27 protein-coding genes are annotated in these 21354 nt (G+C 51.9%); 13 read left to right on the forward strand and 14 right to left on the reverse strand.

What is annotated here, in order from left to right:
* The 6 genes from ABYK60_RS02250 to zapE all read right to left on the reverse strand — a co-directional run.
* On the reverse strand, nt 1-787 hold a 787-nt coding region (locus ABYK60_RS02250), incomplete at its 3' end, for a winged-helix domain-containing protein (protein ID WP_372870298.1).
* A 35-nt stretch (nt 788-822) separates the two neighbouring features.
* On the reverse strand, nt 823-1437 hold the full coding sequence (locus ABYK60_RS02255) for a tetratricopeptide repeat protein (protein WP_372870299.1): 615 nt from the start codon (nt 1435-1437) through the stop codon (nt 823-825).
* 114 nt (nt 1438-1551) lie between these two features.
* Nucleotides 1552-2847, reverse strand: a complete 1296-nt coding sequence (locus tag ABYK60_RS02260) for an adenylosuccinate synthase (protein WP_372870300.1) — start codon at nt 2845-2847, stop codon at nt 1552-1554.
* Between the two features lie 348 nt (nt 2848-3195).
* Nucleotides 3196-3588, reverse strand: a complete 393-nt coding sequence (rpsI, locus tag ABYK60_RS02265; protein WP_011761177.1) for a 30S ribosomal protein S9 — start codon at nt 3586-3588, stop codon at nt 3196-3198.
* A gap of 14 nt (nt 3589-3602) precedes the next feature.
* A complete protein-coding gene (rplM, locus tag ABYK60_RS02270) occupies nt 3603-4031 on the reverse strand; it encodes a 50S ribosomal protein L13 (protein ID WP_372870301.1) in 429 nt (142 codons plus the stop codon).
* 290 nt (nt 4032-4321) lie between these two features.
* The gene (gene zapE / locus ABYK60_RS02275; protein ID WP_372870302.1) at nt 4322-5434 is read right to left on the reverse strand and encodes a cell division protein ZapE; all 1113 of its coding nucleotides are present in this window, start codon (nt 5432-5434) and stop codon (nt 4322-4324) included.
* A 240-nt stretch (nt 5435-5674) separates the two neighbouring features.
* On the opposite strand from zapE, the gene ABYK60_RS02280 reads away from it, so the two are divergent.
* On the forward strand, nt 5675-7024 hold the full coding sequence (locus ABYK60_RS02280) for a DegQ family serine endoprotease (RefSeq protein ID WP_372870303.1): 1350 nt from the start codon (nt 5675-5677) through the stop codon (nt 7022-7024).
* Between the two features lie 98 nt (nt 7025-7122).
* Entirely contained in the window at nt 7123-8193 is a 1071-nt protein-coding gene (gene degS / locus ABYK60_RS02285) for an outer membrane-stress sensor serine endopeptidase DegS (protein ID WP_372870304.1), read from the forward strand.
* Between the two features lie 96 nt (nt 8194-8289).
* Here degS and ABYK60_RS02290 read toward each other — a convergent pair whose 3' ends face one another.
* From ABYK60_RS02290 to mlaF, 8 genes are all read right to left on the reverse strand, one after another.
* The gene (locus tag ABYK60_RS02290; RefSeq protein ID WP_372870305.1) at nt 8290-8463 is read right to left on the reverse strand and encodes a hypothetical protein; all 174 of its coding nucleotides are present in this window, start codon (nt 8461-8463) and stop codon (nt 8290-8292) included.
* Between the two features lie 191 nt (nt 8464-8654).
* Nucleotides 8655-9911 (reverse strand): UDP-N-acetylglucosamine 1-carboxyvinyltransferase, encoded by a 1257-nt coding sequence (gene murA / locus ABYK60_RS02295; protein ID WP_372870306.1) that lies wholly within the window; start codon nt 9909-9911, stop codon nt 8655-8657.
* Nucleotides 9912-9922: 11 nt separating this feature from the next.
* On the reverse strand, nt 9923-10180 hold the full coding sequence (locus tag ABYK60_RS02300) for a BolA family protein (protein ID WP_372870307.1): 258 nt from the start codon (nt 10178-10180) through the stop codon (nt 9923-9925).
* A 23-nt stretch (nt 10181-10203) separates the two neighbouring features.
* Entirely contained in the window at nt 10204-10494 is a 291-nt protein-coding gene (locus ABYK60_RS02305) for a lipid asymmetry maintenance protein MlaB (protein ID WP_372870308.1), read from the reverse strand.
* Entirely contained in the window at nt 10491-11117 is a 627-nt protein-coding gene (locus ABYK60_RS02310) for a phospholipid-binding protein MlaC (protein ID WP_372870386.1), read from the reverse strand. The genes ABYK60_RS02305 and ABYK60_RS02310 overlap by 4 nt, the downstream gene beginning before the upstream one ends.
* 25 nt (nt 11118-11142) lie before the next feature.
* Entirely contained in the window at nt 11143-11613 is a 471-nt protein-coding gene (gene mlaD / locus ABYK60_RS02315) for an outer membrane lipid asymmetry maintenance protein MlaD (protein WP_372870309.1), read from the reverse strand.
* Between the two features lie 40 nt (nt 11614-11653).
* Entirely contained in the window at nt 11654-12436 is a 783-nt protein-coding gene (mlaE, locus tag ABYK60_RS02320; RefSeq protein ID WP_372870310.1) for a lipid asymmetry maintenance ABC transporter permease subunit MlaE, read from the reverse strand.
* Entirely contained in the window at nt 12423-13235 is an 813-nt protein-coding gene (gene mlaF / locus ABYK60_RS02325; RefSeq protein ID WP_372870311.1) for a phospholipid ABC transporter ATP-binding protein MlaF, read from the reverse strand. Before mlaF ends, mlaE begins: the two co-directional genes overlap by 14 nt.
* Nucleotides 13236-13415: 180 nt before the next feature.
* Here mlaF and ABYK60_RS02330 point away from each other — a divergent pair, with 180 nt between their 5' ends.
* The 11 genes from ABYK60_RS02330 to ABYK60_RS02380 all read left to right on the forward strand — a co-directional run bounded on the left by ABYK60_RS02330 (nt 13416) and on the right by ABYK60_RS02380 (nt 21251).
* Nucleotides 13416-14378, forward strand: a complete 963-nt coding sequence (locus ABYK60_RS02330) for a calcium/sodium antiporter (RefSeq protein WP_372870312.1) — start codon at nt 13416-13418, stop codon at nt 14376-14378.
* Nucleotides 14379-14424: 46 nt separating this feature from the next.
* Nucleotides 14425-15402: a KpsF/GutQ family sugar-phosphate isomerase gene (locus ABYK60_RS02335; protein WP_372870313.1), complete on the forward strand. Its 978-nt coding sequence runs from the start codon at nt 14425-14427 to the stop codon at nt 15400-15402.
* Nucleotides 15402-15950, forward strand: a complete 549-nt coding sequence (gene kdsC, locus ABYK60_RS02340; protein WP_372870314.1) for a 3-deoxy-manno-octulosonate-8-phosphatase KdsC — start codon at nt 15402-15404, stop codon at nt 15948-15950. Before ABYK60_RS02335 ends, kdsC begins: the two co-directional genes overlap by 1 nt.
* Complete coding sequence (lptC, locus tag ABYK60_RS02345) at nt 15947-16504, forward strand: LPS export ABC transporter periplasmic protein LptC (RefSeq protein ID WP_372870315.1); 558 nt, start codon at nt 15947-15949, stop codon at nt 16502-16504. The genes kdsC and lptC overlap by 4 nt, the downstream gene beginning before the upstream one ends.
* A complete protein-coding gene (gene lptA / locus ABYK60_RS02350; RefSeq protein WP_372870316.1) occupies nt 16491-17051 on the forward strand; it encodes a lipopolysaccharide transport periplasmic protein LptA in 561 nt (186 codons plus the stop codon). Before lptC ends, lptA begins: the two co-directional genes overlap by 14 nt.
* Nucleotides 17048-17779 carry an LPS export ABC transporter ATP-binding protein gene (gene lptB, locus ABYK60_RS02355; RefSeq protein WP_126168271.1) on the forward strand — a complete coding sequence of 244 codons (732 nt, stop codon included), beginning with the start codon at nt 17048-17050 and terminating at the stop codon, nt 17777-17779. Before lptA ends, lptB begins: the two co-directional genes overlap by 4 nt.
* Nucleotides 17780-17892: 113 nt before the next feature.
* Nucleotides 17893-19377 (forward strand): RNA polymerase factor sigma-54, encoded by a 1485-nt coding sequence (locus ABYK60_RS02360; protein WP_372870317.1) that lies wholly within the window; start codon nt 17893-17895, stop codon nt 19375-19377.
* A gap of 30 nt (nt 19378-19407) precedes the next feature.
* Entirely contained in the window at nt 19408-19695 is a 288-nt protein-coding gene (hpf, locus tag ABYK60_RS02365) for a ribosome hibernation promoting factor (protein WP_372870318.1), read from the forward strand.
* A 2-nt stretch (nt 19696-19697) separates the two neighbouring features.
* Nucleotides 19698-20141 (forward strand): PTS IIA-like nitrogen regulatory protein PtsN, encoded by a 444-nt coding sequence (gene ptsN / locus ABYK60_RS02370; protein WP_372870319.1) that lies wholly within the window; start codon nt 19698-19700, stop codon nt 20139-20141.
* The gene (gene rapZ, locus ABYK60_RS02375; protein WP_372870320.1) at nt 20138-20989 is read left to right on the forward strand and encodes an RNase adapter RapZ; all 852 of its coding nucleotides are present in this window, start codon (nt 20138-20140) and stop codon (nt 20987-20989) included. The genes ptsN and rapZ overlap by 4 nt, the downstream gene beginning before the upstream one ends.
* Entirely contained in the window at nt 20976-21251 is a 276-nt protein-coding gene (locus ABYK60_RS02380) for an HPr family phosphocarrier protein (RefSeq protein ID WP_372870321.1), read from the forward strand. Before rapZ ends, ABYK60_RS02380 begins: the two co-directional genes overlap by 14 nt.
* Nucleotides 21252-21354 lie beyond the last annotated feature (103 nt).

Genomic DNA, 21354 nt, shown 5'->3' on the forward strand with positions numbered 1-21354 from the left:
GATCGACTCTGCCTTCTTTGTCTTCGTCGGTGACGTAGTCAGGAATACGGCGCAGCTTTTTCTCAATTACCGATGACCACTGGTGCGGCAGGTCGTAGTTACGCAGAGCAATTTCGATTTCCATGCCAGGGGCCATTTCCTTGCCCAGCACTTCAGTAACCTTGCCACCGGCACGCACGTAGCGGCCCGGACGACGGGTCAGTTCAATCACCACCACATCGCCATGGCGGGCACCATTCTTGTCTTCATTGGCAATCAGGATTTCATGGGGAATACGCTTGTCATCGGCCACCACAAAGGCCATACCTGAATCGACACAGAACCGGCCAACCAGCGGCGCGCTGCGCTCAGAGAGCAGCCTGACGATACGGGCGTCGCGGCGGCCACGGCGATCGACACCGGCCTTTTGTGCCAGTACCTTGTCACCGTGGAAATAGAGCTGCATGTCGCGCTCGTTGATAAAGAGGTCATCGCCGCCGTTATCCGGGCGGAAGAAGCCAAAGCCATCTCTGTGACCAAGCACAGTACCCGACATCAAATCCATGCGCTCCGGCAGGCCGTAACACTGGCCACGGGTGAACACCAGCTCGCCATCACGCTCCATGGCGCGCAGACGGCGGCGCAGGGCTTCCAGGCGTTCTTCATCGTGGATCTTCAGTGCCTCGGCGATATTGTCGCGAGGCTGGGGGGCGGTTTGAGACCTCAAATACTCGAGGATAAATTCCCTGCTGGGAATGGGGTTGTCGTACTTTTCCTGTTCGCGCTCAAAATGCGGATCGTTAATCATTCAATTTCCATTTTTCATCCGGCCCTTGCCGGATATCAGTAATTCCACAAATGCTCGCCCCGGGCTCTTGCCACGGCACTGGCGGGCATTTTGGACTCCAGCTTTTGCAGCAGTTGCCAGGCTTGGTCCTTGGTCTTTTGATCGTTAAAGACCTCGTTGTACAGCCAATGATAGGCCATCTCATAATCCCTGGGGCTGCCAAAGCCCTCGTTGTACAGACGCACCAGCATCATGCGCGCCTTTTGGTCGCCGTTGGCGGCGGCGGGGTACAGATACTGTACCGAGCGGTGCTTGTTCTTAAGCACATACTTGCCATCTTCATAATAGCGAGCCACTTGCAGCATGGCTTCTGTGCTGCCTTGGGTGGCAGACTCTTTCAATAATTGCATGCCGCGGGGCACGTCTTTTTTAATGCAGGTACCGTGGATAAACATCTCGCCCCACAAAAACTGATACAGGGGCTGCTTAAGTACTTCGGCACGGGCTTCAATATCCTGCACCAATTGGCAGTCATCCTGCTTAACCTGCGCCAAATGTTGCTGCTCTCGAATGAGCGTCAACAGTTGTTCCTGGGTGTAAACGTCCACCGCCTCAGCTGCCAGCAAACTGGGGGAAACCATAAATAACAGGGCTGAGATGACACGTAACATAACAAATTCCGAATGACTGGCTGATGACCAACTCATCGGCAGTATAACCCAAATCTTGAGCCTGACAGCAAAGCTGCAGGTATGAAAAAGGCCGCTTATGCGGCCTTCTTTACATCAGTTGAACGGGCTGACCCTGATAAAGGTCTCGTTCCGATCCGGACCGGTAGAGATGATGTCGATTGGAGTCTCCAAAATCTCTTCGATACGTTTGATGTAGTTCACGGCCGCCTGTGGCAGCAGATCCATGGAGGTCACACCAAAGGTGTTCTCGCTCCAGCCTGGCATTGACTCATAAACCGGGGTAACCAGTTCATAGCCTTCGGCTGCCAGTGGCGTCACTGTGGTCACAGTGCCATCTGGCTGCTGATAACCCACACAGATCTTCACTTCTTTCAGGCCATCCAGTACGTCCAACTTGGTCAGACAGATACCGGTCAGGCTGTTGATCTGGATAGCACGCTTCATGGCAACGGCATCAAGCCAGCCTGGACGACGCTTACGGCCAGTGGTAGCACCAAACTCGTGACCCTTGGTACCCAGATGGTCACCAATTTCACACTCAAGTTCAGTTGGGAAAGGACCGGCACCCACGCGAGTGGTGTAGGCCTTCATGATACCCAACACATAGTCGAGGTGGCATGGACCAAAACCACTACCTGTGGCAACGCCACCGGCGGTGGTGTTGGACGAAGTCACGAACGGGTAAGTACCGTGGTCGATATCCAACAGTGTACCCTGGGCACCTTCAAACAGAATGTTTTCTCCGGCTTTGCGGGCCTGATCCAGCATTTCTGTCACATCAACACACATAGACTTGAGGTAGTCAGCCATTGCCAGCGCATCGTCAAGAGTCTTCTGATAGTCAACGGCCTCGGCACCATAGTACTCAGTCAGCATGAAGTTGTGATACTTCATCACTTCTTTGAGTTTCTCAGCGAAGAGTTCAGCATTGAACAGATCACCCACGCGCAGACCGCGACGTGATACCTTGTCCTCGTAGGCAGGGCCAATACCACGACCTGTGGTACCGATAGCCTTATTGCCACGCGCCTTTTCACGGGCGATATCCACTGCACAGTGGAATGGCAGGATAAGCGGACAAGCTTCGGAGATCAGCAAACGCTCTTCAACGGGTACACCACGCTCTTTGAGCATGCTGATTTCTTTCATCAGCGCGTCTGGAGCCAGCACAACACCGTTACCGATAATGCACTTAACATTATCGCGCAGGATGCCTGAAGGGATCAGATGGAGAACGGTTTTAACACCATCAATTACCAGAGTGTGACCAGCGTTGTGGCCGCCCTGATAACGAACTACGTATTTTGCCTGTTCAGTGAGAAGGTCGACAATCTTACCTTTTCCCTCGTCACCCCATTGGGTGCCGAGAACAACTACGTTTTTGCCCATTGTTTGCTGCAAGGTTGCGGTTAAAGCAGAATTTTAGCAGATTTCAGGGGGGGATGGGCAAGAAATTTATGAAAAAATAATCAATCGCCACATTGAACAGTGTAGGCTAAAACGTCACCAACGGAGTTCAACGTATTGATTTATAGAGATTATCAATCATTCCCAATGGCGTAATTTCGCGTTATCAAGGCAAGGCCATATTCATTTATCAACTGGTTATATTTTACATTCCCATTACTTAAACTTAGACAAAATACCCCTCTATGGGGTGATTTAACTGACGTAAATAACCGATAGATAATAAAAAACCCGGCCAAGGCCGGGTTTTTTGCAGACTCGAAGCGAAAATTAACGCTTGGAGAACTGTGGTCTACGACGTGCTTTACGCAGACCAACTTTCTTACGCTCAACCTGACGGGCATCACGGGTAACGAAACCAGCGGCACGCAGAGTAGGACGCAGAGACTCGTCCAGCTCCATCAGAGCGCGGGTGATACCGTGACGGATGGCACCGGCTTGACCAGTGATACCACCGCCCTTAACAGTCACATAGATGTCCAGCTTTTCAGTCATTTCAACCAGCTCGAGTGGCTGACGAACAACCATACGAGCAGTCTCACGACCGAAGTAAACATCCAGAGGACGCTTGTTAACGATGATGTTACCGCTGCCTACTTTAGCGAATACGCGAGCGGTAGAAGTTTTGCGACGGCCAGTGCCGTAGTACTGAGTAGCAGCCATTTACTTAATCCCGTTTAGATATCAAGAACTTGAGGTTGTTGTGCAGCGTGGTTGTGCTCGGCGCCAGCATATACTTTCAGCTTGCGGAACATAGCACGACCCAGCGGGCCTTTTGGCAACATACCCTTGACTGCTTTCTCGATGATCATTTCTGGCTTGTGAGCCTGCAGCTTTTCAAAGTTGATTTCTTTGATGCCGCCTGGGAAACCAGAATGAGAGTAGTACATCTTGCCTGCAGCTTTGTTGCCAGTCACGGTCACTTTCTCAGCATTGATAACGATGATGTAATCACCGGTGTCAACGTGAGGAGTGAACTCAGGCTTATGCTTACCGCGCAGACGGCGAGCAATTTCAGTAGCGATGCGACCCAGAGTCTTACCTTCGGCGTCAACAACGTACCAGTCACGAGATACAGTTTCTGGCTTGGCAGTAAAAGTCTTCATTATTACAAAAACCCAAAGTTAAATTCTGTCACACATGTTATCCGACCCCGGATAACACATTTGCCTTTTCCACTACCCCTTCGAGCAGGGAAATCGGCTCTGATTTCCGCCTCTTCGGCGGAGGTAACGTGGGCAGGTCGCGAATTATATCCAAGACTGGGTTAAAAATCACCTGCTTTTTCAAACCAAAATTAAAAAAGATCGCGAGGATCCGGTGTCTGCCTTATGCCCATGGAAGCACAGAGTCAAAGAATGCATCCCGGCCAGTTTCTGCGCGGCAGCGCAACGAGTCAGGGCAAGTGCTCCAGCGCCAGATAATCCCGGGACTGCATTTCAATCAAGCGTGAGCGACAGCGGCGGAACTCAAAACTGAGCAGCCCCTCAGTGTAGATGTCTTCCAGCGCAACCTCGGCTGAGATAATCAGCTTTACATGGCGCTCGTAAAACTCGTCCACCAACGCCAGGAAACGGCGGGCAATGTCATCACCGGTTTGCTGGGCACCCATCTGCTCAACACCAGAGAGCAGTACAGTGTGGTATAACTGCGCAAGCTCCATATAGTCGCGCTGACTGCGGGGGCCATCACACAGCGCCCTGAAGTCAGCCAGCAACACACCCTGAGCCTGTTTACGAATGCTGAGGTAACGACCTTCCACTTCAATAGGCTCCGATTGCACTTCAGACTCGGGCGTCAGCTGATCAAAGTACTTAAGCAGGTTAGTGTCGGCGGCCTCATCCAGCGGGAAGTGGTAAATCTCCGCCTGCTCCAGTGTGCGCAGTCGATAGTCGATACCTGAGTCCACATTGAGCACATCGCAATGCTGGTTGAGCAGCGCAATCGCCGGCAGGAAACGCGCCCGCTGCAGCCCGTTGCGATACAAATCATCGGGAACAATGTTGGAGGTGGCAACCAGCACCACCCCCTCATCAAACAGCGCCTCAAACAGGGTGCCGAGCAGCATGGCGTCGGTAATGTCAGAAACAAAGAACTCATCAAAACAAATCACCCGCACCTTGGCGGCCATCTCTTTGGCAATCACCAGCAAAGGATCGCGGGTCCCCTTCAAACGATCGAGGTCCAAATGCACCTGATGCATAAAGCGGTGGAAGTGGGCCCGCATCTTGCGCTCGAAAGGCAAGGCCTCATAAAAGGTGTCCATCAGATAGGTTTTACCCCGCCCTACACCGCCCCACAGGTATAAGCCTTTCACGTAAGGCTTTTTGGTTGCCATACCAAAGCGACTGCCCAACCGGCCAAGCAAGCTGCTGCTGGTTTCACTGGCAATCAGGGCATCGAACACACCTTGCAGTGCTTTAACCGCAGCCTCTTGTGCCACGTCGTGGGAAAAGCCTTCTTTTAACAGATCCTGTTGATAATGCTGCCAGGGGGTAAGATGGGACACTTGATTTCTTCTCTGGGGACCATATATGAAATTGAGTGAATGTTAACATGTCGAACCCGGCAAGGTAATAGCCACTGCCCCCGACAACAGTTGCCAGAAGGCGCTATTGTGGGAACAGATGAAAGGCGTATTAACCTTTGTTAATAGTGACGAACTTTGTTGTTACACCCGGGTCGGAAGGGTTATACAAGTGCCAACTGTCACTTTGAAACCGATCCCCGAATTGGAGCAATGACTAAGATGAAAGTAAAACTCTCTCTCGTATCCGCCGCTATTTTAGGTGCCACCCTGACTTTGGGCACGCTGCCTGCCTATGCCTCGCTGCCAATGGCGGTAGATGGCCAGCAGTTGCCAAGTCTGGCCCCCATGTTGGAAAAAGCCACTCCGGCCGTTGTCTCAGTTGCCGTATCCGGCACCCATGTTTCCAAACAGCGGGTTCCTGATGTATTCCGCTATTTCTTTGGCCCCAATGCACCACAGGAGCAAGTGCGCGAACGCCCCTTCCGCGGCTTGGGTTCCGGAGTAATTATTGATGCCGACAAGGGCTATATAGTCACCAACAACCATGTGATTGATGGCGCCGACACCATTCAAATAGGTTTGCTCGATGGCCGTGAATTTGAAGCCAAACTGATTGGCAGCGACAGCGAATCCGATATCGCCCTGCTGCAAATCAAAGCCGATAAACTGACTGAAATTAAATCGGCCGACTCAGACGCCATCCACGTGGGCGACTTTGCGGTGGCCATAGGTAATCCCTTTGGTCTGGGTCAAACCGTTACCTCGGGCATAGTGTCAGCACTGGGCCGCAGCGGCCTGGGTATAGAGATGCTGGAAAACTTTATTCAGACCGACGCCGCCATTAACAGCGGTAACTCAGGTGGCGCGCTGGTGAACCTGCGCGGTGAACTTATCGGTATCAACACCGCGATTGTGGCACCGGGCGGTGGTAACGTGGGCATTGGTTTTGCCATTCCTGCCAACATGATGCACTCGCTGGTTGACCAGATTATTGAACACGGCGAAGTACGCCGCGGGGTGCTGGGCATTTCCGGTAGGGAGCTTGACAGTAAACTGGCCGAAGGCTTTGGCCTGGATTCACAGCACGGCGCCTTCGTTAACGAAGTCATGCCAGACAGCGCCGCAGACAAAGCTGGAATCAAAGCCGGTGATATCATCGTCAGTGTGAACGATCGCAAGATTAAGAGCTTCCAGGAACTGCGGGCAAAAATCGGCACCTTGGGCGCCGGTGCCAAGGTTGAGCTGGGTCTGATCAGAGACGGTAAAGAAAAAACGGTCAAGGTAACCTTGGGTGAGGCCTCAGAGCAAACCGCTGTCGCCGATGAGTTGCACCCACAATTGGCTGGTGCCAAACTTGAGTCCAACTCCAATGGTGTTGAAATCACTGACATTGCCGAAGGCTCGCCTGCAGCGCTCAGTGGTCTGCGCAAAGGTGACATCATTGTGGGTGTGAACCGCACCCCGGTGAAAGATCTCAAGGCGCTTAAAGAGCAGCTTAAAGAGCAAGATGGTGCCGCTGCTTTAAAAGTGATGCGCGGAAAGAGCATGCGCTATCTGGTATTGCGCTAACACCAAGCAGCTAATAAGCCCAGCCCCAGTGCTGGGCTTATTGTTTTGAAACGTGTTAATCTAGCTACACTTTTTTACAATCAACCACGCCTCCATCCATGAAAAACGCCCTGCTCTACGTCGGTAAAGCCGTGATGTTCGGTCTGGTGATGGCCGCAGTCTTCCTGCTGGCCCAAAACTATCTGGGCAATGACCATGGCAAATTCTTCAAAAGCCATGGCAACGGTGGCAGCGAACTTTCCTTCGCCAATGCCGTTCGCAGAGCCGCACCGGCTGTTGCCAATATCTACAACATCAGCATAGATCAGCGTCAGCCGTTGAACTCAGGAGCACTTCAGGGACTGGGTTCCGGGGTGATAATGGCCAAAGAGGGCTACATTCTCACCAATTACCACGTCATCAAAAAAGCCGATGAAATTGTTATTGCACTGCAGGACGGACGCCGCTTCAGCGCAGAAGTTGTCGGCTCAGATCCTGAAACCGATTTGAGCGTACTGAAAATAGAAGGGGATAAACTCCCTGTGGCCCCCTTGAACCTGGGAACACTGCCCCAGGTTGGAGACGTGGTACTGGCCATTGGCAATCCCTACAACCTCGGACAAACCATTACTCAGGGTATTATCAGTGCCACGGGCCGAAATGGTCTAAGTACCGGTTATCAGGACTTTTTGCAGACTGATGCCGCCATTAATGCCGGTAATTCGGGTGGAGCTCTCATTGATACCAGCGGAGACCTTATCGGTATCAACACCGCCGCTTATCAAATCGGTGGCGAAGGTGGCGGACATGGTATCAGCTTTGCCATCCCTATTCGGTTGGCTTATTCCATCATGGGAAAACTGATTGAACACGGACGTGTGATCCGCGGTGCGTTAGGTATATCGGGCGAAGCCTTAACACCCTTTATGGCGCAAGTGCTCAAATTACAGGAAGTCCGTGGTGTATTGGTTACTGGAGTTGACAGAAATGGACCGGCTGCATCAGCTCAATTACTTCCAAGAGATGTCATCACAGCCTATGCAGGCGAAGAAGTAGTGAGTGCAGAAATGTTAATGGATAGAATTGCAGAAACAAAGCCGGGGACTGAGGTTGAATTGACGATAATCCGACAGGGTCAAGGCTATCAGGTGTCTGTGGTAATTGGTGAAAAAGCCAGTACTACTGATTAAGTGCTGAATTCACCTCAATCGATATATTAGCTACAAAATGCAAAAATGCCCGGTCAACCGGGCTTTTTTTTGGTCAGTAATCAAACTGGCTCTGTCTCAGCACTTATTGTTGGGGCTCACAACCCCGGTCAAACGCACCCAAAATGCCAATTCAAAACATACGCCCAGCGCCAGAAGCACCATAGAAGGCATTTGGGCACCCGCGATATAGCTGACCAATGCGGCCATCAACAGCAGTGCCGGCACCGCCCACCTTACAAGCTTCATCATATCCCTGACTCCTGTAAATCGACCCACTCAAACTACCGTCGACCTGCATACAATCGATGGCCAATGTATCCAGTTCCATTCAATCGCTGCATATAAATCCCAAATCACTGGGTGAGGGCTGGCCTGTCGTACAAAATCCTACTATAAAAAAACCGCCATTAAAGGCGGTTTTTATTAATAAACGATGAAGCTTATTTAATTCGCACTACCCTGCCACCAAGCCCTTCAAACTTGGTCTCGATGTGCTCATAGCCACGGTCGAGGTGATAAATACGATCCACGACTGTATTCCCGTCAGCCATCAGGCCGGCAATCACCAAACTGGCAGATGCACGCAGATCGGTCGCCATCACCTGAGCACCACTTAAACGCTCCACACCATGCACGATACAGGTATGGCCTTCAAGTTCCATATGAGCACCCATACGCATCAGTTCAGGCACGTGCATAAAACGGTTCTCGAAAATAGTCTCAGTAATTGTGCCCGTACCTTCCGCCAAACAATTGAGCACACAGAACTGTGCCTGCATGTCTGTGGGAAACGCAGGATAGGGTGCGGTCTTGATATTCACTGCCTTGGGACGCTTGCCATGCATATCCAGCTCAATCCAGTCGTCACCGGTACGGATGTCAGCACCGGCATCTTCCAGTTTGGCAAGTACGGCTTCGAGCGATGAGGGGTCGGCACTGTCACAACGAATACTGCCTCGGGTCACGGCCGCAGCCACCAGGAAGGTGCCAGTTTCAATACGGTCTGGCATTACCCGATAATCACAGCCACTGAGACGCTCAACGCCAGTGATCTTAAGCGTGGCACTGCCAATACCACTGATTTTCGCGCCCATGGCAACCAAACAGTTGGCAAGGTCGATAACTTCAGGTTCACGGGCAGCGTTTTCTATCACGGTTACGCCATCTGCAAGTGCAGCGGCCATCAGCAGGTTTTCAGTGGCACCCACGCTGACCATATCCATAAAGATATGCGCGCCTTTGAGACGACCATCTACCCGGGCCTTGATATAGCCTTCTTTCACTTCGATTTGGGCACCCATCTGCTCAAGACCATGCAGGTGCAGGTTTACCGGGCGCGCACCAATGGCGCAACCGCCGGGCAAAGACACATCTGCCTTGCCGTAGCGGGCAAGCAAGGGGCCCAGGATCAAAATTGAGGCCCGCATGGTTTTCACCAAATCGTATGGCGCCACAAAATGATCTATGTTGGCACTATTGATGGCAATGCGGTCGCCATCCTGAGTCACCTCTGCACCGAGACAGCGCAGCAGCTTGCAGCTGGTGTCAACATCACGCAGGCTGGGCACGTTTGTCAGTACAAATTCGGACTCAGCCAACACCCCCGCCATCAAAATAGGCAGGGCGGCATTTTTGGCTCCGGAAATAACCACACGTCCCGCAAGTGCACCGCCGGACTGAATTGAGAGTTTATCCACGACGTTTCTCTTTAGAGTGGCATATTGAAGACTTTTTCCCGCTTCCACTGAGTGGGGGTAAAAGTCTTGATGGATAAGGCATGCAGGGCTCCGCTGGTAATCTGCTCCATCAGCGGGGCATAAATAGCCTGTTGTTGCTTGATACGGCTCATGCCATCGAAGCATTCGCCAACAGCGATGACCTGATAATGGCTGCCATCAGTAGTGACATGTACTTCGTCGAGACCCAGAGCCTGAGTCAAAATTTCTTCAATCTGTTTGCAATCCATGAATGAACTGAACCTTAGTTGCGCTAGGCTTCTTCTTCGAAGAAGACTTCCAAATCGTACAGGGCGATTAGTTTACCAAGTTGTGCAGAAGGTGACACCAACTGCAGCTTCTGCCCCCTGTTTCGGGCACGTTGCCACAATTCCAGTAAAAATGCGATACCGGCACTGTCACTATAGGACAATTGCCTCAAATCCAAGCGGGTTGCCTGGGCAGGGATCAGACTATCGAGCCTGGGCCAAAGGTCGCAAACCACGCTATGGTCAAGACGCCCTGACAACTCACAGCAGTCTGCATTGCAGCTCAGGCTGATCAATTTGCTACCGCCTTGGTGGCACGGCTTACAGGTGTATTGGCTTTGTCATTCAGCATCACTATCACATGTTCAATGCCTTTCTGGCGGATAAGACCCGTGATTTCTGACTGTTTTGACTGCAACAAGCTTACGCCCTCGGCCACCAGGTCAAAGGCTTTCCAGGTGTCATCCTTCAGACGGCGAGCCTTGAACAGCAGCTTAATGGGTGGACGACCTGATTCAATAATGCGAACGTTCACATCAACAATTTTTTCATCGGTGAATTTGACTGCTGGTGCGTACTCCACCGTCTGATTGGTGTACTCGGTAAAAGCCTGGGCATAGGTTGTCACCAAGTAAGCCTCAAAGGCATCCACAAAGCGGTTGCGCTGGTCTTCTGAAGTATCACGCAAATACTGCCCCAGCACTTTGTAAGATGCATAACGATAGTCGATGTAAGGCATCAGCTCTTCACGCACTATCACCTTGAGATGATTGGCATCGGCATCAATCAGAGTTTTATCGGCGTGAAAACGCTTGAAGGTATTGTCAGCAACTTCCTGGATCATCTCATAAGGATTGCTACCATCCACGGGCTCTGCCACGGCCGTTAAACAGAACACACTTAACAACAGTGCAATCATTGTTCTGAACATCATTATTCTCCTGTTAATCCTTAGAACCCATACTGTAGAGGAACTGCCCGATCAGGTCTTCCAGAACCAGCGCTGACTTAGTGTCGGCTATTCTGTCCCCATCTTTCAGCATGGCAATATCATCTTCAACAAACCCGGGGGTCAAACCGAGGAACTGTTCCCCAAGCAAGCCCGAAGTCAAAATCGCCAGACTGCTGGTTTCGGGAAAGTTACGGTAACGGCCGTCCATCGACAGGGTTACCACGGCTACCAGACGCTCGGGATCCAGCTCTATCTGACTTACGCGCCCAACCACAACCCCGCCGACTTTGACCGGTGAGCGAACCTTAAGCCCCCCGACGTTGGAGAAGCGCGCATAGAGAGTGTATTGACTCTTCCCAGCCTGCACTTCGACATTGGCGACTTTAAACACCAACACCAGAAAGGCGGCTATCCCGGCCAGCAGGAAAAGCCCCACCCAAATCTCAACTTTCCGTGACAACATGCTAAAGTTTTACTCCTTGCAATTAGCTGAACGCCAGGTGTTACCCAAACATGAGGGCGGTCAGCAGAAAATCCAATGCCAAAACGGCGAGACTCGATTGCACCACAGTTGAAGTGGTGGCCTTGCTGATCCCTTCAGGATTAGGCACCACTTCATAACCACGGTACAGGGCAATCCAGGTCACCACCAAGGCGAACACCAGGCTCTTAATCAAACAGTTTACTATGTCCTGACGCCATTCGACCGATGCCTGCAGAATTGACCAGAAGGCACCATTGTCGATGCCCTTCCATTCCACCCCGACAATATGACCGCCCCAAATCCCAACGGCAGTAAACATCAGCGCCAGTAGTGGCATACTGATCACGCCCGCCCAAAAGCGTGGGGCGATAATTTGCCGCAGCGGATCCACCGCCATCATTTCGAGGCTGGAAAGCTGCTCGGTGCTTTTCATCAAACCAATTTCGGCAGTCAGCGCCGAACCGGCTCGGCCGGCAAACAGCAGCGCAGTGACCACAGGGCCAAGTTCCCGCAGCAGGCTCAGGGCCACCATGGGTCCAAGGCTCTCTTCAGTGCCGAAATCCACCAAAATGGTATAGCCCTGAAGCGCCAGTACCATGCCGATAAATAGCCCGGACACCAACACAATCAACAGTGATTGCACCCCGACCACGTAGAGCTGCTTGATCAACAGCGGAAATCCCTTGGCCGGACGGGGAACGGCCATCACGGCGCCCCAAAGCATCAAGCCGGCACGCCCCAAACCAGACACCTGTTTTATGGTGCCGCGCCCCAGGCGTGCAACTGCATCAATCAACGCCACCACCAAGCTCCTTCATATAATCAGCGGCCGGATAATGAAACGGCACAGGTCCATCGGGTTCACCACCAATAAATTGCTTTAGCTGCGGATTATCCGATGCCTTGAGTTCTGCTGGCGAACCCTGAGCAATAATGCGTTTATCCGCAATTACATACACATAGTCGGCAATACCGAGCACTTCGCCTACATCATGGGAAACCACTACAGAGGTAAGGTTAAGCGCGTCGGACAGCTCACGGATAAGCTTTACCAGTACACCCATGGAAATCGGATCCTGACCGGCAAAGGGTTCATCGTACATCACCATCTCAGGCTCCAGCGCTATGGCCCGAGCCAGTGCAGCCCGTCGCTGCATTCCGCCGGAAAGCTCACTTGGCATCATTTGCGCCGCGCCACGAAGGCCCACGGCTTCAAGCTTCATCAGCACAATGCGGCGAATAATGGCTTCATCAAGCCCCGAGTGTTCACGCAGCGCAAAGGCGACGTTGTCGAACACATTCATATCGGTAAACAGGGCTCCGCTTTGGAACAACATGCTCATACGCTTACGCAGCGCAAACAGTTCACCGCGGCTGATTTTATGGATATTGATACCATCGAACAGCACCTCACCATGGTCAGGCTGCAACTGCCCGGCCATCAGCTTCAGCAAGGTGGTTTTGCCAATACCGCTCGGCCCCATGATGGCCGTTACCTTGCCACGGGGAATGTTCAGACTGATATCGTCATAGATGATGCGCGCACCACGGCTGAAACCCATATTGCGGATTTCCACCAAAGTGTCGACCTCGTGGTTCATGATGGTTCCCTGATGTCTGTGAAGTGATATTCGGCCATCCTGGCACGCAACGAAGAGGGGCAAATTGTACGGAATTGCCCTGATTGCGACAACCGCTTACACACTTCCAGCCCCTAATACTTTCAATTTGCCTGATTTCCAGCGAAAATGCGCCTTGGTATTTATGGATTTTGTCAATAAATGTTACTCAACGTGTTTATGCTTATTGCAGGCTTGGCAGTACTGGTTTGGAGTGCTGACAAATTTGTTTATGGCGCTGCAGCCTTCGCCCGCAATCTCGGTCTGCCCCCTATGCTGATTGGCCTGACGATTGTGGCCATGGGTAGCTCTGCCCCGGAAATGTTTGTTGCCGCCACCGCTTCGATGGAAGGCATGCGGGACACCGCCGTGGGGAATGTGCTCGGCTCCAACGTTGCCAACATCACCTTGATTTTGGGCGTAACCGCCATGATAGGTGCCGTCGCAGTCAGTTCACAGACACTGAAACGGGAAATCCCGATGATGCTGGCAGCCACCGCCCTGGCGGGTTATTTCCTCCATGACGGCATTCTTGACCGTAATGAAGGCATTATTCTGGCTGTGGCCTTTTTGGCACTGATGGCCTATCTCATCTGGCATGCTCTGACCAACAAGACTCCGGATCCTCTCGCCGATGACGCTGACGAGGAAATCCCCCGTGATGTTCCCACCTCCAAAGCCTTGATTTGGCTCGTGGTGGGCATAATATTGCTGCCATTATCCGCCGATTGGATGGTGGATGGTGCCGTGGGTATTGCAAAGTACTACGGGCTGTCTGACTTGGTGATCGGCCTGACAATCATTGCCGTAGGAACCAGCTTACCTGAGCTCGCAGCCTGCGTGGCCAGCGCTCTTAAAAAAGAAGACGACCTGGCCATCGGCAATATCGTTGGCTCAAACATGTTTAATATTCTGGCAGTGTTGGCACTGCCAGGGCTCATCGCCCCCGGCGTGGTGGACGCCCAGGCTGTAACACGCGACTTTTATATGGTGATGGCCACCAGTGTTGCGCTGGCTTTATTTGTGCTGATGAGTGGTAAAGACCGACAACTCAAGCGCTGGCATGGCGCCATTTTTATGGCCATTTTTATTGGTTATCAGTACGTGCTGTTCCAGACAAACTGATCCTTAGCCTGATGGCAAAATACCGGCAAAGACAGAAGAGACAGATATGGTAGACAGAACGCAACTGCGCCAATGGGGCAGTAAGGTTATCGATGTGGAGAAGGCGGCACTGGACAACCTGTACCAGTTTGTCGACAGCGAAGCCTTTGCCGATGCCTGCGAGCTTATCCTCAACTGCACCGGCAAGGTGATTGTGATGGGCATGGGCAAATCGGGGCACATTGGCAATAAGATATCCGCCACCCTGGCAAGTACCGGTACTCCAGCCTTTTTTGTGCACCCGGGCGAAGCCAGTCACGGCGATCTGGGCGTGCTCAGTGAAAACGATATTGTGCTGGCCATTTCCAACTCTGGCGAGTCAGATGAAATCCTTACTCTGATGCCAGTCATGAAACGGCGCAGCATCCCAGTGATCGCCATGACCGGAAAACCCAATTCCACCATGGCAAAGCACGCCAAACTGCACCTGTGTATACAAGTACCTGAAGAAGCCTGTCCACTGGGGCTGGCCCCCACCTCCAGCACCACGGCCACCCTGGTGATGGGTGATGCCCTGGCCGTTGCACTGCTGCAAGCCAAAGGCTTTACCAAAGATGACTTTGCCATGTCGCACCCAGGTGGCGCGCTCGGTCGCAAGCTGCTTTTACATGTCAGCGATGTGATGCACCGCGGCGATGAACTGCCACTGGTTCGCGACGATATCTGCATTACCGACGCCCTGTATGAAATCTCCAAAAAAGGCCTCGGCATGACAGCCATTGTCGATGCCGATGGTGCCTTGGTGGGTATTTTCACCGACGGCGATCTGCGCCGGGTGATTGATGCACAAATTAATTTGCGTCAAACCAGCATTGCCGATGTGATGACCCGAAATTGCATTACCATCAAAGACAGCATTCTCGCCGCAGAAGCGCTGCAATTGATGGATGAAAAAAATATCAACGGCCTTATCGTGATTGACAGCCAGCACCGTCCGGTTGGCGCGCTGAACATGCTCGATATGGTCAAGGCGGGGGTTATCTGATGCGTGAAGGACTCTACGGCCCGGTCGCCGAAGATATCTGGCATAAGGCAAGCCAAATCAAACTGCTGATTTGCGACGTGGACGGCGTCTTCTCCGATGGCCGCATTTACCTTGGCAACCAGGGCGAAGAGCTCAAAGCCTTTCACACCCGCGACGGTTATGGCGTCAAGGCGCTTCAGGGAGCCGGAATTGCCGTAGCGGTGATCACCGGCCGCAACTCCACCATAGTACAAAACCGTATGACGGCGCTGGGTGTGAAACATATCTATCAGGGCATAGACGACAAATTTGTGCCCTATGAAGAACTGCTGAGTCTGTACAACGTCAGCCCGGCGGAAGTGGCCTATATTGGTGATGACATGGTCGACCTGCCGGTGATGAAGGCCGTTGGACTTGGCGTGTGCGTGGCCGATGGCCATCCGTATGTTGCCCGCCATGCTGATATGGTAACTTATCTGCCTGGTGGTCGCGGTGCCCTGCGCGAACTGGCCGATCTACTGTTGATGAGTCAGAATAAGTTCGACACAGCCCATGGAATGAGCGTATGAACCGGGTAACCCTGGCCATTATCCTGCTGTTTGGCACCGCGCTGGCGCTCTATTGGCAAGTCCAAAGTAAAAAGGCAAATTTACCCATACCCAATGCCGGGGTACAAAAGCCGGACTACGTGGCCACAGATCTTCGCAGCATCAGCTATGACAGCGAAGGCAAACTCGAAAGTCGTGTCAGTGCTACTTACATGGAACACTTCGATAGCGATGCCCGAACCCTGTTTACTGAGCCGGTCTACACCCTGTTCCCTCAGGATGGAAAAGGCGAGTGGCGACTCAGCGCCAAAGTCGGCAAATTGAACAAGGCAAGCGACAAAGTCATGCTTGAGGAAGATGTGCTGATCGAAGCCATCAGTTTCAACGATCCTCTGCAACAACTCACCACCCATTATCTGGAGCTGGATCTCAAATCAATGATCCTGTCTTCTGAGCAAGAAATTTTAATCAGCGGCAACCACTTCCACATGAGCGGCGTTGGCCTACACGCCGACCTCAACGCACAGGAAGTCAAGCTCTTAAGCAAGATTAAGGGAACCTATGAACCTCAATAAGTCGCTTCTTTTGGGGCTGCTTTGCACCTGCAGCGCATTGGCGCAGGCCAACACCAAATTTGATTTAACTCAGGAAGTAAAAATTGCTGCGGCCAACAGTTATGCCGACCTGAAGAACAAGCGCATTGTTTATGAAGGCCCGGTCACCCTGACCCAAGGCAGCCTGGTGCTGAAAGCTGACGAGCTCAGCTCCTACACTGATGAGAAAACCGGCAAGCGAATTTTGTTAGCCAAGGGCAAGCCCGCGACATACAGTCAAAAGGTTGAAGATGGCCGTAGAGTACAGGCCAGCGCCAACGAAATCAGTTACAACATCGACAGCCGTATTATGGGTCTCAAAGGCAACGCCGAAGTAGAGCAGGACGGCAGCAAAGTCAGTGCTGACTCCATCGTTTACGACATCGAAAAACAGCAACTCAGCTCACAGAGCAGTGGTAAGAGTGACGATCAGGTGATAACCATCATTAAGCCTGAGAACTACCAGCAGGAACTGCCAATTAAAGGCGAGCAAGAGCAGCCTCAACCCCAGGAAGAGAAGCAGCAATGACGGCACTGACCCTGAAGGCCAGCAACCTCGCCAAAAGTTATAAAAACCGTCAGGTGGTAAAGGACGTCAGCCTCACCGTTAACACGGGCCAGGTGGTGGGACTGCTTGGCCCCAATGGCGCTGGAAAAACCACCACCTTCTACATGGTGGTGGGCCTGGTGCAAAGTGACAAAGGCAGTATCCACATCAACGATGACGACCTGACACTGGATCCAATGCACCTGCGTGCCCGCAAGGGTATTGGTTACCTGCCTCAGGAAGCCAGCATTTTTCGTAAATTATCAGTACGTGACAACATCATGGCCGTACTGCAAATGCGCAAAGAGCTCAGTAGCGATGAACGGGAAGAGCTGCTCGAGCAATTGCTGGAAGAGTTTCATATTACCCACATCCGCGACAACGCCGGTATGTCACTCTCGGGAGGCGAGCGTCGGCGGGTAGAAATTGCCCGTGCACTGGCGGCTAATCCACGTTTTATTCTGCTTGATGAACCCTTTGCAGGGGTTGACCCTATCTCAGTAATCGACATCAAAAAAATTATCGAACAGCTGAAAAATCGTGGCCTGGGCGTGCTTATTACCGACCATAACGTGCGCGAAACTCTGGATGTGTGTGAAAAAGCCTACATCGTCAGCCATGGCAGCCTGATTGCCGAAGGCACACCTGCCGAAATCCTGGACAATCAGCAAGTGCGCGCAGTGTACTTGGGTGAACAATTCAGGCTATAGTTAAATAACGAAGCCCTATATCTCAAATCTGTTAAAACAAAGTAGCGGATGGCAACGCAACCTGATAGATAAAAGCTTATCTCTGAATCATTTAGTGAAGGATCCGCAGTACGATGAAAGCGTCGCTCCAGCTTAAACTGGGACAACAACTCACCATGACGCCTCAGTTGCAACAGGCCATTCGCTTGCTGCAACTCTCCTCGCTTGAACTGCAACAGGAAATTCAGCAAGCCCTCGATGCAAATCCATTACTGGAAATGGACGATGATAGCCTCGATGGCGACCAATACAATGCCGATGGCGGCGACAAAGAGTTCGATGACAAATTCGATGACTCCCAGGTGTCAGCCAGCGCAGGGGATACCGCCTCAGTAGACACTTCAGAAGCTGTGACTCAAGAGTCCATGCCAGATGAGCTGCCCATGGACACCACCTGGGATGAAGTCTTTACCGCAGCGCCTGTTTCCGGCTCCGGAATCAGCCGTGATGACGATATGCCGTTTCAGGGCGAAACCAGCGAAGGCCTTTATGAACATCTGGAATGGCAAAAAAATCTTACCCCTTTTTCGGATACCGATTTAGCCATTGCGACAGCCATCATCGATGCCATCGATGAAAAGGGTTACTTGACCCAAAGCCTGGAAGAAATTCTTGAGGCCGTGGGTGACGAAAATGTTGAGCTGGATGAAGTTGAAGCTGTACTTAAGCGTGTGCAACATTTTGACCCCATTGGTGTCGCTGCACGGGATTTGGCAGAATGCCTGCTAATCCAGCTCGGCCAGTTTGCCGCCGATACACCGCATCTGGACAACGCCAGGCTGCTCATTCGCGAACATCTGGATCTGATTGCCAACCGTGACTTCCGCACCCTGATGCGTAAAACCCGGCTCAAGGAAGAAGAGCTCAGAGATGCCATAGTGCTGATCCAGAGTCTGAACCCCCGCCCGGGTGAAAATGTGACCAGCGCCAAGGAAGAGTACGTGATCCCTGACGTGTCGGTAAGTAAAAAGAACGGTCGCTGGGTGGTGGAACTCAACCCAGATTGCATGCCCAAGCTCAGCGTAAATCAGCAGTATGCGGCGCTGGCACGCACCAGTCGCAATCAATCCGATAGTCAGTTTATTCGCGGCCATCTGCAAGAAGCCAAATGGTTTATCAAGAGCCTGGAGAGCCGTAACGACACCCTGCTCAAAGTGGCCAACTGCATAGTGCAGTTCCAACAGGGCTTTTTTGAGTACGGTGAAGAAGCCATGAAACCCATGGTTCTCAACGACATCGCAGAAGCGGTGGAGATGCACGAATCCACCATTTCAAGGGTCACCACTCAAAAATTTATGCACACCCCAAAAGGGATTTTTGAGCTAAAGTATTTCTTCTCCAGCCATGTTGGTACCGAAGATGGTGGAGAATGCTCTTCTACTGCAATCCGCGCCTTTATCAAAAAGCTGGTTGCAGCAGAAAATCAGAAGAAGCCACTAAGCGACAGCAAGATGGCTGAACTTCTGGCGGAACAAGGAATCAACGTTGCAAGACGCACCATCGCCAAATACCGAGAGGCGATGATGATACCACCGTCGAATCAGCGGAAAAGTTTGTAACCTAACCGAGGTCATTGGAGGAAAGTGTTTATGCAAATTAACCTTACAGGGCATCACATCGAAATCACCGACTCATTGCGAAACTACGTTGAGAGCAAGTTCTCCAAGCTTGAACGCCATTTCGAACAGATCAATAATGTGCACGTTGTTCTTAATGTTCAGAAATTGCAGCAAATCGCAGAAGCTAAGCTTCACCTCAACGGTGGTGAAGTGTTCGCCACCTCAGAACATGCAGACATGTACGCCGCCATTGACGCCCTGATAGATAAACTGGACCGTCAGGTAATTAAACACAAAGAGAAACTGACCAAGCATTAACGATGGAACTAAGTACCATCCTGGCGCCGGAGTGCACTAGCTGTGCCACTCCGGGCAGCAAGAAAAAGGTACTGGAACTGATTAGCGATCTCGCCGCAGCCCAGTACCCTTCCCTCTCGTCCCAAGAGATCTTTGAAAGCCTGCTGGCCCGTGAAAAGATGGGTAGTACAGGTATTGGTAATGGCATTGCCATTCCCCATGGTCGCCTGGGTAATATCGATAAACCTCTCGCCGTACTCATAAAATGCGAAGAAGCCATTGGCTACGATGCCATAGACAAACAGCCGGTGGACATTCTGTTCGCGCTGTTGGTGCCATCGGATCAATGCCAGCAGCATTTGAGTACCCTGGCAGCCATGGCCGAAAAGCTTAATGATAAGCAAGTACTGAAACAACTGCGCAAAAGCCATGATGAAAAGGAACTCTACCAGGTAATCACAGGATGAAACTCGTTATCGTATCCGGCCGCTCCGGCTCAGGAAAATCCGTAGCCCTGCGGGTACTGGAAGACCTGGGGTATTATTGTGTCGACAACCTGCCGCTCACGCTGATGGGGCCACTGCTGGAGCAGCTAAAGGGCAACAGTGACAAGGTTGCCATCAGCATCGACATTCGCAATATGCCCGAACAGGAAAAAGCGCTGGAACAAGAGCTTGCCAAGCTGCCTGAAAGCGTTGAGCTCACCAGCTTCTTCCTCAGCTCCAGCGACAAAGTGCTGCTGAAGCGTTACAGCGAAACCCGGCGCTTGCATCCACTGTCGCGCAGCAAAGTGTCTTTGCAGGAGGCTATCAAGCTTGAAGGGAAGCTCCTTAAGCCTGTGTCCGAGCTTGTGGATCATTACATAGACACCTCCAATCTGAACGTCTATGAACTGGCGGATGCTGTCAGGCAAATTCTGCTTGGCCGTACCGACAAAGAATTAGTGATCATTTTCGAATCCTTTGGCTTTAAATACGGTATGCCCACAGAGGCAGACTTTATGTTTGATGCCAGATTCCTCCCCAACCCACATTGGGAGCCGGAACTTCGCCCACTTACAGGATTGGACGAGCCGGTGAAGCAGTTTCTTGAGAGACAGGTCCTGGTCAATAAATTTATATGGCAAATTGAGAACTTACTGGAAACCTGGTTGCCACATCTAGAGCGCAACAACCGCAGTTACCTGACCATTGCCATAGGTTGTACCGGCGGCCAGCATCGCTCTGTTTATATTGCCGACCAATTAGCCAAACGTTTTTCCAGCTCGCACCATAAGGTCGAGGCTCGCCACAGGGAACTCAATGCCAAAGCTTGAGCGTGATGTCACCATAGTTAACAAGCTTGGCCTGCATGCCCGCGCCGCCACCAAATTGGCGGTACTGGCCTCTGAGTTCAAAGCAAGCCTGACTCTGGTTCAGGGTGAAAAAAAGGCGTCTGCCGCCAGTGTGCTGGGGCTGCTGATGCTGGAGTCCGGCATGGGGAAAACCATCCATATTATTGCTGAAGGCGAAGATGCTGAGCAGGCAATGGCGGCCGTCTGCAATCTTATCAATGCCCGCTTTGACGAAGATTGCTGAACAACAGCAGCCCCCTGTACATAGCACATAATTTCTGCTGCACCTGAGTCGCCGCCCCCAAGCGTACCAACGGATCTTCACCTCGTTCCTGCAAGACGACTAT

Source organism: Shewanella sp., from assembly GCF_041630135.1.
In the GTDB taxonomy this organism is placed as follows: domain Bacteria; phylum Pseudomonadota; class Gammaproteobacteria; order Enterobacterales; family Shewanellaceae; genus Shewanella.

Coding starts and splice junctions, on each gene's coding strand:
- rplM (WP_372870301.1), bottom strand. CDS start 4,031: ATGAAGACTTTTACTGCCAAGCCAGAAACTGTATCTCGTGACTGGTAC.
- ABYK60_RS02335 (WP_372870313.1), top strand. CDS start 14,425: ATGGTAGACAGAACGCAACTGCGCCAATGGGGCAGTAAGGTTATCGAT.
- hpf (WP_372870318.1), top strand. CDS start 19,408: ATGCAAATTAACCTTACAGGGCATCACATCGAAATCACCGACTCATTG.
- ABYK60_RS02300 (WP_372870307.1), bottom strand. CDS start 10,180: ATGGATTGCAAACAGATTGAAGAAATTTTGACTCAGGCTCTGGGTCTC.
- rpsI (WP_011761177.1), bottom strand. CDS start 3,588: ATGGCTGCTACTCAGTACTACGGCACTGGCCGTCGCAAAACTTCTACC.
- kdsC (WP_372870314.1), top strand. CDS start 15,402: ATGCGTGAAGGACTCTACGGCCCGGTCGCCGAAGATATCTGGCATAAG.
- lptC (WP_372870315.1), top strand. CDS start 15,947: ATGAACCGGGTAACCCTGGCCATTATCCTGCTGTTTGGCACCGCGCTG.
- ptsN (WP_372870319.1), top strand. CDS start 19,698: ATGGAACTAAGTACCATCCTGGCGCCGGAGTGCACTAGCTGTGCCACT.
- lptB (WP_126168271.1), top strand. CDS start 17,048: ATGACGGCACTGACCCTGAAGGCCAGCAACCTCGCCAAAAGTTATAAA.
- degS (WP_372870304.1), top strand. CDS start 7,123: ATGAAAAACGCCCTGCTCTACGTCGGTAAAGCCGTGATGTTCGGTCTG.
- ABYK60_RS02280 (WP_372870303.1), top strand. CDS start 5,675: ATGAAAGTAAAACTCTCTCTCGTATCCGCCGCTATTTTAGGTGCCACC.
- ABYK60_RS02290 (WP_372870305.1), bottom strand. CDS start 8,463: ATGATGAAGCTTGTAAGGTGGGCGGTGCCGGCACTGCTGTTGATGGCC.
- ABYK60_RS02310 (WP_372870386.1), bottom strand. CDS start 11,117: ATGATTGCACTGTTGTTAAGTGTGTTCTGTTTAACGGCCGTGGCAGAG.
- rapZ (WP_372870320.1), top strand. CDS start 20,138: ATGAAACTCGTTATCGTATCCGGCCGCTCCGGCTCAGGAAAATCCGTA.
- ABYK60_RS02380 (WP_372870321.1), top strand. CDS start 20,976: ATGCCAAAGCTTGAGCGTGATGTCACCATAGTTAACAAGCTTGGCCTG.
- mlaD (WP_372870309.1), bottom strand. CDS start 11,613: ATGTTGTCACGGAAAGTTGAGATTTGGGTGGGGCTTTTCCTGCTGGCC.
- ABYK60_RS02260 (WP_372870300.1), bottom strand. CDS start 2,847: ATGGGCAAAAACGTAGTTGTTCTCGGCACCCAATGGGGTGACGAGGGA.
- lptA (WP_372870316.1), top strand. CDS start 16,491: ATGAACCTCAATAAGTCGCTTCTTTTGGGGCTGCTTTGCACCTGCAGC.
- ABYK60_RS02360 (WP_372870317.1), top strand. CDS start 17,893: ATGAAAGCGTCGCTCCAGCTTAAACTGGGACAACAACTCACCATGACG.
- ABYK60_RS02255 (WP_372870299.1), bottom strand. CDS start 1,437: ATGTTACGTGTCATCTCAGCCCTGTTATTTATGGTTTCCCCCAGTTTG.
- ABYK60_RS02330 (WP_372870312.1), top strand. CDS start 13,416: ATGTTACTCAACGTGTTTATGCTTATTGCAGGCTTGGCAGTACTGGTT.
- mlaF (WP_372870311.1), bottom strand. CDS start 13,235: ATGAACCACGAGGTCGACACTTTGGTGGAAATCCGCAATATGGGTTTC.